14 protein-coding genes and 11 tRNA genes are annotated in these 11,922 nt (G+C 39.0%); 1 reads left to right on the top strand and 24 read right to left on the bottom strand.

Features of this window, described 5'->3' with window-relative positions; translation table 11 throughout:
- Nucleotides 1-97: 97 nt before the first annotated feature.
- The 12 genes from ACQKMR_RS24815 to ACQKMR_RS24760 all read right to left on the bottom strand — a co-directional run bounded on the left by ACQKMR_RS24815 (nucleotide 98) and on the right by ACQKMR_RS24760 (nucleotide 1,838).
- Nucleotides 98-171 (bottom strand) — tRNA-Gly (locus ACQKMR_RS24815).
- Nucleotides 172-203: 32 nt separating this feature from the next.
- Nucleotides 204-280 (bottom strand) — tRNA-Pro (locus ACQKMR_RS24810).
- Nucleotides 281-286: 6 nt separating this feature from the next.
- Nucleotides 287-363, bottom strand: a tRNA-Arg gene (locus tag ACQKMR_RS24805).
- Nucleotides 364-381: 18 nt separating this feature from the next.
- Nucleotides 382-467 (bottom strand) — tRNA-Leu (locus tag ACQKMR_RS24800).
- Nucleotides 468-526: 59 nt separating this feature from the next.
- Nucleotides 527-608 (bottom strand) — tRNA-Leu (locus tag ACQKMR_RS24795).
- Between the two features lie 9 nt (nucleotides 609-617).
- Nucleotides 618-693 (bottom strand) — tRNA-Lys (locus tag ACQKMR_RS24790).
- A gap of 9 nt (nucleotides 694-702) precedes the next feature.
- A tRNA-Gln gene (locus tag ACQKMR_RS24785) sits at nucleotides 703-777 on the bottom strand.
- An 82-nt stretch (nucleotides 778-859) separates the two neighbouring features.
- A tRNA-Asp gene (locus tag ACQKMR_RS24780) sits at nucleotides 860-935 on the bottom strand.
- A 25-nt stretch (nucleotides 936-960) separates the two neighbouring features.
- Nucleotides 961-1,032 (bottom strand) — tRNA-Glu (locus tag ACQKMR_RS24775).
- A 21-nt stretch (nucleotides 1,033-1,053) separates the two neighbouring features.
- Nucleotides 1,054-1,144 (bottom strand) — tRNA-Ser (locus ACQKMR_RS24770).
- Nucleotides 1,145-1,151: 7 nt separating this feature from the next.
- A tRNA-Asn gene (locus ACQKMR_RS24765) sits at nucleotides 1,152-1,226 on the bottom strand.
- A gap of 132 nt (nucleotides 1,227-1,358) precedes the next feature.
- Nucleotides 1,359-1,838, bottom strand: coding sequence for a SprT family protein (locus tag ACQKMR_RS24760; protein WP_427699671.1), 480 nt, complete (start codon nucleotides 1,836-1,838; stop codon nucleotides 1,359-1,361).
- A gap of 85 nt (nucleotides 1,839-1,923) precedes the next feature.
- Between ACQKMR_RS24760 and cmpA the strand changes: the two genes are divergently transcribed.
- Nucleotides 1,924-2,043, top strand: coding sequence for a cortex morphogenetic protein CmpA (cmpA, locus tag ACQKMR_RS24755; RefSeq protein WP_089364909.1), 120 nt, complete (start codon nucleotides 1,924-1,926; stop codon nucleotides 2,041-2,043).
- Nucleotides 2,044-2,135: 92 nt separating this feature from the next.
- On the opposite strand, the gene ACQKMR_RS24750 is transcribed toward cmpA, so the two are convergent.
- The 12 genes from ACQKMR_RS24750 to alr all read right to left on the bottom strand — a co-directional run bounded on the left by ACQKMR_RS24750 (nucleotide 2,136) and on the right by alr (nucleotide 11,740).
- A complete protein-coding gene (locus ACQKMR_RS24750) occupies nucleotides 2,136-4,319 on the bottom strand; it encodes a Tex family protein (RefSeq protein ID WP_427699670.1) in 2,184 nt (727 codons plus the stop codon).
- A gap of 93 nt (nucleotides 4,320-4,412) precedes the next feature.
- Nucleotides 4,413-4,958 carry a PP2C family serine/threonine-protein phosphatase gene (locus tag ACQKMR_RS24745; RefSeq protein ID WP_427699672.1) on the bottom strand — a complete coding sequence of 182 codons (546 nt, stop codon included), beginning with the start codon at nucleotides 4,956-4,958 and terminating at the stop codon, nucleotides 4,413-4,415.
- 65 nt (nucleotides 4,959-5,023) lie between these two features.
- On the bottom strand, nucleotides 5,024-5,809 hold the full coding sequence (gene sigB, locus ACQKMR_RS24740) for an RNA polymerase sigma factor SigB (protein WP_427699669.1): 786 nt from the start codon (nucleotides 5,807-5,809) through the stop codon (nucleotides 5,024-5,026).
- Nucleotides 5,787-6,260: an anti-sigma B factor RsbW gene (rsbW, locus tag ACQKMR_RS24735; RefSeq protein WP_053348277.1), complete on the bottom strand. Its 474-nt coding sequence runs from the start codon at nucleotides 6,258-6,260 to the stop codon at nucleotides 5,787-5,789. The genes sigB and rsbW overlap by 23 nt, the downstream gene beginning before the upstream one ends.
- The gene (locus ACQKMR_RS24730; RefSeq protein WP_056526370.1) at nucleotides 6,257-6,589 is read right to left on the bottom strand and encodes an anti-sigma factor antagonist; all 333 of its coding nucleotides are present in this window, start codon (nucleotides 6,587-6,589) and stop codon (nucleotides 6,257-6,259) included. Before ACQKMR_RS24730 ends, rsbW begins: the two co-directional genes overlap by 4 nt.
- 59 nt (nucleotides 6,590-6,648) lie before the next feature.
- Nucleotides 6,649-7,659: a PP2C family protein-serine/threonine phosphatase gene (locus ACQKMR_RS24725; RefSeq protein WP_427699668.1), complete on the bottom strand. Its 1,011-nt coding sequence runs from the start codon at nucleotides 7,657-7,659 to the stop codon at nucleotides 6,649-6,651.
- Between the two features lie 8 nt (nucleotides 7,660-7,667).
- Nucleotides 7,668-8,069: an anti-sigma regulatory factor gene (locus tag ACQKMR_RS24720; RefSeq protein ID WP_427699667.1), complete on the bottom strand. Its 402-nt coding sequence runs from the start codon at nucleotides 8,067-8,069 to the stop codon at nucleotides 7,668-7,670.
- Between the two features lie 3 nt (nucleotides 8,070-8,072).
- The gene (locus tag ACQKMR_RS24715) at nucleotides 8,073-8,429 is read right to left on the bottom strand and encodes an STAS domain-containing protein (protein ID WP_034306376.1); all 357 of its coding nucleotides are present in this window, start codon (nucleotides 8,427-8,429) and stop codon (nucleotides 8,073-8,075) included.
- 2 nt (nucleotides 8,430-8,431) lie between these two features.
- Nucleotides 8,432-9,259 carry an RsbT co-antagonist protein RsbRA gene (locus tag ACQKMR_RS24710; RefSeq protein ID WP_427699666.1) on the bottom strand — a complete coding sequence of 276 codons (828 nt, stop codon included), beginning with the start codon at nucleotides 9,257-9,259 and terminating at the stop codon, nucleotides 8,432-8,434.
- A gap of 523 nt (nucleotides 9,260-9,782) precedes the next feature.
- Complete coding sequence (locus ACQKMR_RS24705) at nucleotides 9,783-10,133, bottom strand: type II toxin-antitoxin system PemK/MazF family toxin (protein ID WP_034306610.1); 351 nt, start codon at nucleotides 10,131-10,133, stop codon at nucleotides 9,783-9,785.
- A gap of 7 nt (nucleotides 10,134-10,140) precedes the next feature.
- The gene (locus ACQKMR_RS24700) at nucleotides 10,141-10,422 is read right to left on the bottom strand and encodes a CopG family ribbon-helix-helix protein (RefSeq protein ID WP_034306380.1); all 282 of its coding nucleotides are present in this window, start codon (nucleotides 10,420-10,422) and stop codon (nucleotides 10,141-10,143) included.
- A gap of 160 nt (nucleotides 10,423-10,582) precedes the next feature.
- A complete protein-coding gene (gene alr / locus ACQKMR_RS24695) occupies nucleotides 10,583-11,740 on the bottom strand; it encodes an alanine racemase (RefSeq protein WP_427699665.1) in 1,158 nt (385 codons plus the stop codon).
- Between the last annotated feature and the right edge of the window lie 182 nt (nucleotides 11,741-11,922).

Below are 11,922 nucleotides of genomic sequence, written 5' to 3'. Positions count from 1 at the left end.
AAATGTTTGACTTGCTCATTTTGCTTTTTTAATAGTGTGTGCTCACTTAAAAATTAACGTTGGCGCTTTGTTTTGTTCAGTTTTCAAAGAGCAATAATGGAGCGGGTGAAGAGAATCGAACTCTCATCATCAGCTTGGAAGGCTGAGGTTTTACCACTAAACTACACCCGCATTTTAATTTTTAAAGTATTCCAGAGAAATAATGGTCGGGAAGACAGGATTCGAACCTGCGACCCCTTGGTCCCAAACCAAGTGCTCTACCAAGCTGAGCTACTTCCCGTAAATATGGTGCGCCCGGCGGGAGTCGAACCTACAACCTTCTGATTCGTAGTCAGATGCTCTATCCAATTGAGCTACGGGCGCTAATTTCTATGATGTTATTGGTGCGGCCGAGAGGATTTGAACCTCCACGGGGTTTCCCCCACTAGGCCCTCAACCTAGCGCGTCTGCCATTCCGCCACGACCGCGAAAGCGACTTTGTAAGTTTAACACCTTTTCAACTTGTTGTCAAGAAGAAAATTATCAGTGCGGGTGAAGGGACTTGAACCCCCACGCCTTGCGGCGCCAGATCCTAAGTCTGGTGCGTCTGCCAATTCCGCCACACCCGCGAAATAAAATGGTGAGCCATGAAGGATTCGAACCTTCGACCCTCTGATTAAAAGTCAGATGCTCTACCAACTGAGCTAATGGCTCTAAATAAAATGGCTGGGCTAGAAGGGATCGAACCTTCGCATGACGGAATCAAAATCCGTTGCCTTACCGCTTGGCTATAGCCCAATAATCAATTACTAATTAACAGCCAGGTTAATATTATATCACAATAACTTAATTCTAGCAAGTGTTTTTTAAAATAAATAAATGGCGGTCCCGACGGGAATCGAACCCGCGATCTCCTGCGTGACAGGCAGGCATGTTAACCGCTACACCACGGGACCAGTAATTTAATAATGTAAAAGATAGTGACCCATACGGGATTCGAACCCGTGTTACCGCCGTGAAAGGGCGGTGTCTTAACCGCTTGACCAATGGGCCGTGATAAAATGAATGTATAGCTGGCGGAGAAGGAGGGATTTGAACCCTCGCGCCGCTTACGCGACCTACACCCTTAGCAGGGGCGCCTCTTCAGCCTCTTGAGTACTTCCCCAAAAAAATGGCTCCGCAGGTAGGACTCGAACCTACGACCGTTCGGTTAACAGCCGAATGCTCTACCACTGAGCTACTGCGGAATAATGAAAATTGGGTTCCTTATTTACGCTCAAGGACCTTAGTGGTTGTCGTGAAGAACAAGTTGTTATCTTGTCGACTCTTATGATTATAAGGAGGTTCCAACATAAAGTCAAGGGTTCTTTTGTTTTTTTTTATTTATTTGTTTCTTTTTCCTTAAACCCTTGGTAAATCAGGGTTCCACGACACTTACCACAGACAAACCGAGTGGTATCAATACGCTTCTTTCTTAAATATAACTCCTGACAGTTTTCACATCTATATTGAATAGTATTCATTTTTCTTTTTAACTGGTTTGACGGTAGTGGCGCGCAAAATCTTGGGGCTCCAACTTTTTCGAGTAAACGCTTAAAGTCAGAATCACGATGCTGATATCCTTTCTTCTCAAGGTGGAGGTGATAATGGCACAATTCATGCTTTATGATTCCTATCAATTCTTCAACTCCACGTTCATCAAAATACTTCTTGTTAATTTCTATATTATGTGAACGCAGCAAGTACCTTCCTCCCGTCGTTCGAAGGCGTGGATTAAAACAGGCTAGATGTCTAAAGTCCTTTTGAAAGTCTTTCCTCGAAATATCTTCAACTAATTTTTGCAATTGCTGATTATCCATCTTCCCCCTCCCTTTCCTTGGTAACATGACAACCCATTATAACATAGACTAATAAAACAATAGAAAACTACTGGAGGTAAGCGCTATGCCTAATTGGTTCCAAAATCAAATTCGTAAAGCCTTTTATGAAAAGGATTATTATCAGGTGAAGATGTTGAATCAATGCTGGTTTTTTTACCAAAAAAAAGAAAGTCTTCGATTATAACCTCCATTTAAACCAATCACTAATAGATAAAGAAGCATTACTTGTCTTACCGTAATAAAAAACCCCTTCTATATAGAAGGAGTTTATATTACCTAATCTTGATCTTTAGGCTGCAGCATCGTTAAAGATACCCTTTGCTTTTGAGAGTCCACCTTCTCGACCCAAACTGTTACAACATCCCCTACAGCAACTACATCTAATGGGTGCTTTACAAATCGGTTGCTTAGCTTAGAAATATGCACCAGCCCGTCCTGTTTGACACCGATGTCCACAAACGCACCGAAGTCTACAACATTCCTTACTGTACCTTGTAATTCCATTCCGGTTTTTAAATCCTCCATTTTTAGCACATCTTGCTTAAGCAGAGGTTTTGATAGTTCATCTCTAGGGTCTCTTCCCGGCTTCATTAAATCATCAATAATGTCCTTAATCGTGATTTCTCCAATTTCCAATTCATTCACTAAATCTGGTGGGTTTAATTTGACTAACTCTTTATTCAAAACATCACTGCCTAAGTCTTCAGACGTGAATCCCATTTTCTTTAACAGTTTATTCACGGCCCCGTAGTTCTCCGGATGGATCGCGGTTTGATCCAAAGGTTCATTGCCATTAATAATACGCAAAAAACCTATGCACTGTTCGTACGTTTTAGCACCAAGCCGAGGAATTTTCTTTAATTCCTTCCTGCTTGAAAACTTCCCTTCTTCTTCCCTTTTCTTCACTATATTTTGAGCAACAGATTTTGATAACCCAGCTACATATTGTAATAGAGATGACGAAGCTGTATTGACGTTCACCCCAACTTGGTTAACAGCCGTTTCAACAACAAAAGTAAGGGATTCTGATAACTTTTTCTGAGAAACATCGTGCTGATACTGACCTACTCCTACGGATTGAGGATCGATTTTAACAAGTTCCGCAAGTGGATCTTGCAGTCTTCTCCCTATTGACACTGCACTTCTCTGTTCAACTTGAAGATCCGGAAACTCTTCACGAGCAATATCAGATGCTGAATACACACTGGCACCTGCTTCATTAACAATTATATAAGAAATGTTCCCTTTCACTTCTTTTAAAATATCTGCAATAAATTGCTCCGATTCACGAGATGCCGTTCCGTTACCTATTGCCACAATCTCCACTGCGAATCGCTGAAGAATTTCAATTGTTTTTTCACGAGCAGATTCAAACTTCGCAGCAGGAGGATGTGGGTAGATTACACTAATATCCAGTACTTTGCCTGTTTCATCAATAACAGCCAACTTACAACCTGTCCGATAGGCTGGATCTAGAGCAAGGACCACTTTCCCTTTAAGAGGAGGCTGTAAGAGAAGATTGCGAAGATTTTCCGAGAAAATATGGATAGCTTGATCTTCTGCTTTTTCCGTTAGCTCTTTTCTTATTTCCCTTTCTACAGAAGGCATGATTAGACGCTTAAGTCCGTCTTCAATCGCTTCCTTAATCAACCCTGCCGCTTCGGATTGATTATTTTTAATGATTTTCCGTTCCAAATAACTAATAATGATTTCTGTCCGAGGCTGAATAGATATTCGTAGAACCTCTTCCTTTTCACCTCTATTAAGTGCTAAGACACGATGTGGGACGATTTTTTGGACAGGCTCTTCATATTCATAGTACATTTCGAAGATTTTTTTTTCGTCCTTTTCTTCATTTTTCACAATGGAGAACAATTTTCCCGCTTTAAAAATCTCAGCCCTTATCCACTTCCTCAATTCAGCATCATCAGAAATAAGTTCAGCAATAATATCCTGCGCACCCGCAATTGCCTCTTCAATAGAAGGAACTTCTTTTTCTTCTGATATGAACTCGGCAGCTTTCCCACTAACTGAAGCATGAACTTGACATTCAAGAAGCCAAATCGCAAGTGGTTCAAGGCCTTTCTCTTTAGCCACAGTTGCTTTGGTTCTCCTTTTTTGCTTAAAAGGTCGGTATAAATCTTCCACTTCCTGCAGCTTTGTCGCCTTTTCAATTTGCAACTTTAATTCTTCTGTCAATTTACCCTGTTCACTAATCGAGCGTGTAACTTCCACTTTTCTCTGCCCAAGGTTTTCTAGATAGTTCCATCTTTCCATAATAGAACGAATCTGCACTTCATCTAGTGAACCCGTCATTTCTTTTCGATAACGAGCAATAAAAGGAACGGTATTACCATCTTGAAGCATCTGTATGACATTTTGCACTTGATGATTTTTCAAAGTTAACTCATTAGATATTTGTTTAATTAATTCTTTTAATGAATCTTCTACTACTATCAAATTTATTACCTCCAACCTTTTTATCCCGATATGTATAGTCTAGCAAATGAGAGATGAAGTTGCGAATCCAATACAAAAAAGCTCACTTCCGAATTACGACGAAAGTAAGCTTCCTAAAATGAAGGTAGTATCATCCGCAGTTACTGGGCTGCTTTCTAAAATACAACGAGCGTTTTTATCGATAGGGACGAACCTCTTCAAGTACGATTTAGCTCCCTTAAGTTCCAACCCATCTGAATGAAGAATGAATTTGGCATTTGGTTCATATTTGAATCTCTGCGTTCTATACTTTTGCTTCCTACCGGATAAATACCCGGTTACAGGTAGGGGGTAAACCAGCTTATCGTCGTCTGGATTGTACAGGAAAAAGCGAATGTTCCCTACCGAACTGTATACGAACTCATTCTTTTCATAATAGATTTTCAAAATAGAAACGGCCGCTCCCCGCTTATCGATTAAAACTCGATTACAGACCTCCATTAGCAACTCAACATCTAACTCATGGTTACGTTTTACTTCCTCTATTACGGCATGGGAGGATTCATAAGCAGCTTTTCCGCTACCTAGGCCATCCGCTAATATACAAACAAAGTATTCCTTCGTATGAAGAAAAAAGTAATCATCACCACAATAAATCATTCCGTTTTTAGAGGATTGAGAGACAAGGACTTCTATTTTCTCTTCTCGTAGTATGTTTTTAATCACTAAATTAACTCCGAGTTTTCTGCATTAATAGCTTCTTGAAGTTTCTTGATTGCGCGGCGCTGGAGTCTCGATACATGCATTTGTGAAATACCAAGTTTATCCCCAGCTTCTTTTTGACTTAAATTTTCTAAATAAGTGTGTTGAATAATCAGCTTTTCACGATCACTTAGTACATGCAGTACCTTTTCAAGTACTAGGCGCTGATTGACTTTTTCAAAACCTTCATCTAAATTCCCAATTATATCTAGCAATGTAACCGTACCACCATCAGAATCTGCCTCAATAGAATGATCAACAGATAAAGCCTGATAGCTTTTCCCCATTTCCATTGCTTCTAAGACTTCTTCTTCTGTTACTCCTATACTATCAGCTATTTCATCTATTCTTGGTGAACGATGCAGAGTCGTCGTCAATTCCTCGACTGTCACTCTGATTTTCGGACCAAGTTCTTTTATTCTTCTTGGTACATGGACACTCCATGTTTTGTCACGCAAAAACCTTTTGATTTCCCCGATAATAGTAGGAACCGCAAAAGCCTCAAAGCTTTTACCAAAAGATTCATCATATCGTCGAATGGCACCTAATAAACCAATCATACCGACCTGAGCGATATCTTCTTGAAATGATCTCCCCTTTGCATATTTACGAGAGATTGTTTCAACCAAACTTTTATAATGAATTACTAGATTGCTTTGCGCTTCATCATCTTGATTCTGCTGATAGGCTCTAATCCATTCATTAACTTGTTCTTTTTGTGCCTGATTAGGTTGAGACTGTTTTTGCATCCATCTCCACCTGCTCTCCTTCTAAAAACTTAGTCATAAAAACTGTAACCCCGTCATGCTGATGAATTTTCACATCATCCATCAAAGTTTCAATGAGGTAAAGACCCAAGCCTCCTTCTCTCAAGAGTTCAACTTTTTGCCCATGCTCATATGGACCGAGTCCTTGACGAACCTCTTCGAAATTACAGCTCTTTCCACTATCAGAAACCATGACCTCTAGGCGGTCAGGATAAAGCCCAAAACTTACTTTCACTTCGCCTTTTTCAAGATCTTTATATGCATGCTGTACCGCATTTGTACAAGCTTCACTGGTAGCGATTTTCAAATCCTCAATTTCATCATACGCAAATCCCATCCGACTACCTATCCCAGAAAGTGTTAAACGGATGACACCGATGAATTCCGGTTTTGCAGGTATTTTCATTTCAATGTAATCATATACTTGACTCATTCTAACCCACCCTCTGTACCACTTTTAATATCAATAATATCTGCAAGACCAGTAATATCAAATAATCGTCGTAACCTTTCTGATAAGCCAATCAAGGTAAATTCGCCATTATGTGCTCTTACACTTTTAAACGCACCAACGAATACCCCCAATCCGGTACTGTCCATATAGGAAACTTCAGTTAAATCAATAATAATCGAAACATTGTCCTGCTCTGAAATTGGAAATAGTGATTCTCTTAGTTTCGGTGCAGTATAGGCGTCAATTTCACCTTTTAGTTTCACAATAAATTCCGTATTTAGTTCATTAACATCTACCGTTATATTCATCCTTGACCCACCTCTTTATATCCTCTTCATTTTTATATCTATACCCCGAAGAAAATATACTAAACATTTGATTTTAAAATTATTAATGTAAAATCATCCCTTAGTTGAAAGTTCTGCATTCTCTCCAATTGTTTATATATATTATTTACTATTTCCTGTGCATGTAAATGCATATTCTTTTGGATAAAATCAATGAGTGTTTCCCGTTCTATAAAACCATCATTTGTTCGGCACTCTGTTACTCCATCCGACAACAAAATGATCATATCTCCCGGATTAACTGTTTTTTCATATTGTCGATACCTTGTTTTTTTATCTACACCCAGCAGTAAACCTTTTGCATCTAAATCACTAAAAGTCCCTGTAGCGGCGTCATAGTAAAATCCTGGCTCATGGCCAGCTGAAGCATAGGAAAATTGCTTGTCATGAGGGTCATATAATCCATAGAACATCGTAATAAACATACTTGGATCAACATTGTGCTCTACAACACGATTTAAACTCTCTAGCACACTATTCGGTTCATGCCTATGTTCAGGAAGACTATCCATCGCATATTTAATCATTGACATGCACAAGGCCGCAGGGATCCCTTTCCCTATTACATCCGCAATTCCTACTCCGATGCGCTCATATTCATCCTGAACAAAGTGATAATAATCTCCATTCATTTGCCTAGCAGGAACACTAATCACCCCAATTTCCAGGCCTTTGATATCCGGTATCTTCGTTTCTAAAAGCGTATGTTGGACATTTGCTGCAATCTCTATCTCCGTTTTTAGTTCCTGCTGTTGATGTCTAAGGCTCTGATGTTCACGATATGCAATACCGTAGCCCATCATGACTTCAAGCAGAAAATCGAAAGAATCCATTACTTTCTCCGGTAAATCCGGGTATAACTCGATTAAGTTATTTTTATGCATACTGATAATTTCTTCTGGAGATATATTGTATTTAATATTTAGGCGGCTGATTTTTTGACCTTGATAAAGCGCCTGCTCATTTTGGTCTTTAAGATAGGTAGAAAGCGCCTCATAATACTTTTTCTCCATATTTTCTCTAATATCCATAGTCCCCCCTAACGGAGCCATTTGGTTGCGACAATCTTAGTCCCTTCACCTGGTATCGATTCAATATCGAAATCATCCATTAAACGTTTGGCTCCAGGAAGGCCTGCACCCAGTCCCCCTGAAGTGGTGTATCCATCTTCCATGACCTTGCGAATATCCTCTATTCCCGGCCCCTGGTCTTCTGCAATTATTTTCAATCCTGACTTTCCATTTATATTTAGCTTTTCTATGCTTACACTGCCTTGTCCAGCATATAGATATATATTTCGGGCCAATTCGCTTATAGCCGTTGTGATTCTAGCCTGGTCTATCGTACCGAATCCCAACTCTTTAGCGACATTTCTTCCGAGCTGCCTTGCAGCTACAATGTCCCATTCATTTATGATTTTCACGCAGGATTGGAACTCCATTCTTTAATCCCCCAGTTCCTGTTGTAATTTCTCCAGGCCTTTCTCTAAATCTAATGCTGTCAGAACATCATCGAGACTTATTCCCAGTTCAATTAATGTTATTGCAACAGCGGGCTGGATTCCTGTAATTACAACCTTGGCTCCCATAAGCTTTGACATACTAAAAACATCGCCTAATACCTTTGCGATAAAAGAATCTATAAAATCAATTGATGTAATATCAATGACAACTCCATTCGCGCTTGTTTCGTGTATCTTATGAAGTAAATCCTCTTGAAATTGAAGGGCTGTCATATCATCCAATTCCCACTGTATAGAGACTAACAAGCAGTCATAAAGCTTTAATATCGGAATCCTCATACTTATCCCTCCACCTTTACGATCATACGGCTCGTTAATTCCAAAGCAACTTCAATTCCTTTTTCCAATGTATTCTTTGTAATCACTTCATTTAAATTAATTCCAAGGTTCACAATAGTTTGGGCGATTTCAGGGCGAATGCCGCAAAGTATGCATTTCGCCCCCACTAATCGGACTGCTTCTGCTGCCTGAATAATATGATGGGCAACCATTGTATCCACAACCGGAACTCCTGTTATATCAATAAGAACGACTTCAGACCTATGCTTAACAACGCCAGTCAACAGATTTTCCATTATCTGTTTCGCCCGCTCTGTATCAATTGTACCAATTAGCGGCATAACCGTAATACCTTCCAATACAGGAATAAGTGGCGCCGAGATTTCTTGCAAGGCTATTTTTTGCAACGAGACAGTTCTTTCCCAAGTTTGGGTATATATATTGACTATTTCATTATTTATTGGAGTGGACCACTTATCCAAATGGTTAACAAGGTCCACTTGATTTCCAGGAGTTACAATGCCTTTTTCAACCATTCCATTAATGACAATTAACGTGAATTTATGAAGTCCTTCATTCACAAAGGTAAGCGGCCATCCCAATTGGACGACTTTCTCAGCAAAATCAGAAAGCTTCAAGGTAAATTCCCTGTTTTTACTATCAACATGCGTGATAATCATATCTATAAATTCACTACTCGTTTGTGTAAACATCTGATCAGAGACAACTTTAATTAATCTTTCGTCCGTACTTTCCTTCATGATATCCATCCACTCAGTTAGGATGTAATCTTGATTTTGCTTAATAAAATCGTAAACCAATTGATTCATAATATCCTCCCATTCTAACACAATTCCTATGTTTTCCCGTCCTCGTCACAAGGATGTTATCGAACTGTAATGTAACACCACCAAGGGTTTTTACCGTTCTTCCCCAATATCTTTGTTTGTTCTATTTTATTATTTACAACATACCTTTTTACCCGAAAATCGAATTTGAAAACATTATTCAAAGAAAAATTAGAAGAGGAAAAATTTATATAAACATTCTATTATTCATCATTTATTCGTTAATTTTTTTTATTTCCTGCTGAAAGGGGTAGTACATACATAATTTATCCGTTCCATCCATTATTAAAGAATAAAATGAGAGGGACTACCTTTACTGCATTAATTCTTCTTATACAAATCCTATTAGAAAGAAAAAGATTACAGGAGAATAATACACTGAACCGACAAATGCTATAATTCAAAAAAAACACGATTCCCACTAATGTAGGAATCGTGTCATCTAAAATATTAGAAAGAATAATTTGTATTATAATAACGCCCGTAATAGCGGGAAAAATTTTCTCTAAAACTCAATGAGTCCTAAGCTAATTTGCAAAGCTTCATTGACTTTTTGCATCATAGGTTCGTCAAGATGCGTAATTTTATCAGTTAAACGCTGCTTATCAATTGTCCGGATCTGTTCTAATAAAATAACGGAATCTCGTTCGAATCCGTACTTTTTAGCATTAATCTCAACATGTGTAGGCAACTTCGCTTTTTGAATTTGAGCTGTAATGGCTGCCACAATCACAGTCGGACTAAAGCGATTACCAATATCGTTTTGTAGAATGAGTACCGGACGTGTTCCACCCTGTTCTGAACCGACTACCGGGGAAAGGTCTGCGAAGTATACGTCACCACGCTTAACAACAATCAATGGCTCAGCCTCCGCTAACTAATCGTTCAACGCAATGCCCAGCCTCGAATTCAGCCTGAAAGGCTTCAGAAGCAATCGTTAAATTAATGGCCGCCATTTCAATATAACCGCGTTTCATCGATTCACGAAACTCTTTCTTTTTACGTTCGCGAAGATACATTTTTGTGGCACGATAAATAAATTCACTGCGATTAACATTTTCTTCACTCGCATACCCATCTAACTCTGTTAAAAAATTTTGAGGTAATCGAATTAATATCTCTCTTGTTGCGCTGGATTCAGACACAAACATACACCTCCACCATCACTACACACCTTTATTATATATCCTTTTCAATATTACCATTAAAATGCCTATCTGCAAAGAGTATATTCTATTCTCAATCCTATTATCAGCATAATAAAGGAAATCTTATTCACAATCTTAGGATTTTTTTACAATCTAATTATTCTAAAATAAAGTTACGTACATGATTTAAAAGATTGTCTTTTATATATGTGCGAGGGACCCTCGCACCTATCATACAAGTTACTTCATAATTAATTGTTTCTAGCTTTGCTGCTATCTCATCAACAGAAACCGATTCATTTCCACTATCTCCAATAAGCGTAACCTCTGTTCCTACTGGGAAAGATTCAGGTAGTTTAATCATGCATTGATCCATACAAATCCTGCCGACTATTGGCACTCTTCGCCCCTCTACAATAACTTCCTGTCCTTGAAGCTTTCGTATCCAGCCATCAGCATACCCTATTGGCAATGTGGCAATCCATTCATTTCCTTGAGCAGTATAAGTCGCTCCGTAGCTCACACTTTCACCCTTAACTAGTTGCTTTACTGCGACCATCTTCGTTTTCAATGATATGGCTTGTTTTAGCGGAAACGGTAAAATTGTGAGCATTTCCATTGAGGGACTTAGACCATACATGGAAATCCCCATCCTTACTGCATTCCATTCAGGATCAGTAAACCTTAAAGATGCTGCGCTATTAGCGGCATGAATATATTCAGGTCGTCTAATCAAGGTTGAAAGCATTCCTTTAAATACCTCAAGTTGTTTTTCATAATAGTCGGTCTTTAGTTCATCTGCTGTGGCGAAATGAGTAAATATCCCTTGAAAGTTGAAACACGCTTCTTGATTAAGCAAGCTCTCCACCTTCGTGAGCTGGTCTTTATCACGAATCCCAATTCTCCCCATACCACTATCCACTTTCACATGAACTTGTAGAATTTGACCTGGTTTAAGATTTTCCTTTGCTCTTTCCAACCAGGTTACATCAAAAACCGTCAACGAAATACCCTGTTCAGCGGCAAGTCCTGCACTTTCAGGCCTTGAGGCCCCAAGTACTAGAATCGGTGCTGAAATTCCCTTTTTCCGTAAAGCCAGAGCCTCATCTACAAATGCAACACTTAAAAAATCCGCCCCTGCTTCAAGCGCCGTTTGAGCCACTTCAAAATCTCCGTGTCCATACGCATTTGCTTTTACAACAGCAAAAAGACTAATGCCGGATGGCAGCCTTTTTTTCATAGAAATGATATTTCCATAAATGTTATCTAAATTTACTTCTGCCCATGTATCTCGGTGAAATATTTTTGTTTCCAAACCATGTTCCTTCTTTCTTACACTCGCAATAAGATTTCTTCTCAGTATCGAAGTTTGCCTTTTATTATAGACCATTCTATAACCAAGGGATAGAAAGTTAAAGTGCTTTTTTACCATGACGCTATTTTCACAAAAATAACAAGCCGCTCCAATCAAATAATTTAACAGTATAACAAGCCGCT

Origin of the sequence: Peribacillus sp. NPDC096540 (assembly GCF_050278525.1) — a bacterium.
Taxonomy (GTDB): Bacteria; Bacillota; Bacilli; order Bacillales; family DSM-1321; genus Peribacillus.
The sequence above is the reverse complement of the archived record's forward strand: the minus strand, read 5'-3'. Positions and strand labels throughout refer to the sequence as shown.

What these genes read in the sequence shown, in the direction of transcription:
- ACQKMR_RS24760 (WP_427699671.1), bottom strand. Translation starts at nt 1,838, where the DNA reads ATGGATAATCAGCAATTGCAAAAATTAGTTGAAGATATTTCGAGGAAA.
- cmpA (WP_089364909.1), top strand. Translation starts at nt 1,924, where the DNA reads ATGCCTAATTGGTTCCAAAATCAAATTCGTAAAGCCTTTTATGAAAAG.
- ACQKMR_RS24745 (WP_427699672.1), bottom strand. Translation starts at nt 4,958, where the DNA reads ATGATTTATTGTGGTGATGATTACTTTTTTCTTCATACGAAGGAATAC.
- sigB (WP_427699669.1), bottom strand. Translation starts at nt 5,809, where the DNA reads ATGCAAAAACAGTCTCAACCTAATCAGGCACAAAAAGAACAAGTTAAT.
- rsbW (WP_053348277.1), bottom strand. Translation starts at nt 6,260, where the DNA reads ATGAGTCAAGTATATGATTACATTGAAATGAAAATACCTGCAAAACCG.
- ACQKMR_RS24730 (WP_056526370.1), bottom strand. Translation starts at nt 6,589, where the DNA reads ATGAATATAACGGTAGATGTTAATGAACTAAATACGGAATTTATTGTG.
- ACQKMR_RS24725 (WP_427699668.1), bottom strand. Translation starts at nt 7,659, where the DNA reads ATGGATATTAGAGAAAATATGGAGAAAAAGTATTATGAGGCGCTTTCT.
- ACQKMR_RS24720 (WP_427699667.1), bottom strand. Translation starts at nt 8,069, where the DNA reads ATGGAGTTCCAATCCTGCGTGAAAATCATAAATGAATGGGACATTGTA.
- ACQKMR_RS24715 (WP_034306376.1), bottom strand. Translation starts at nt 8,429, where the DNA reads ATGAGGATTCCGATATTAAAGCTTTATGACTGCTTGTTAGTCTCTATA.
- ACQKMR_RS24710 (WP_427699666.1), bottom strand. Translation starts at nt 9,259, where the DNA reads ATGAATCAATTGGTTTACGATTTTATTAAGCAAAATCAAGATTACATC.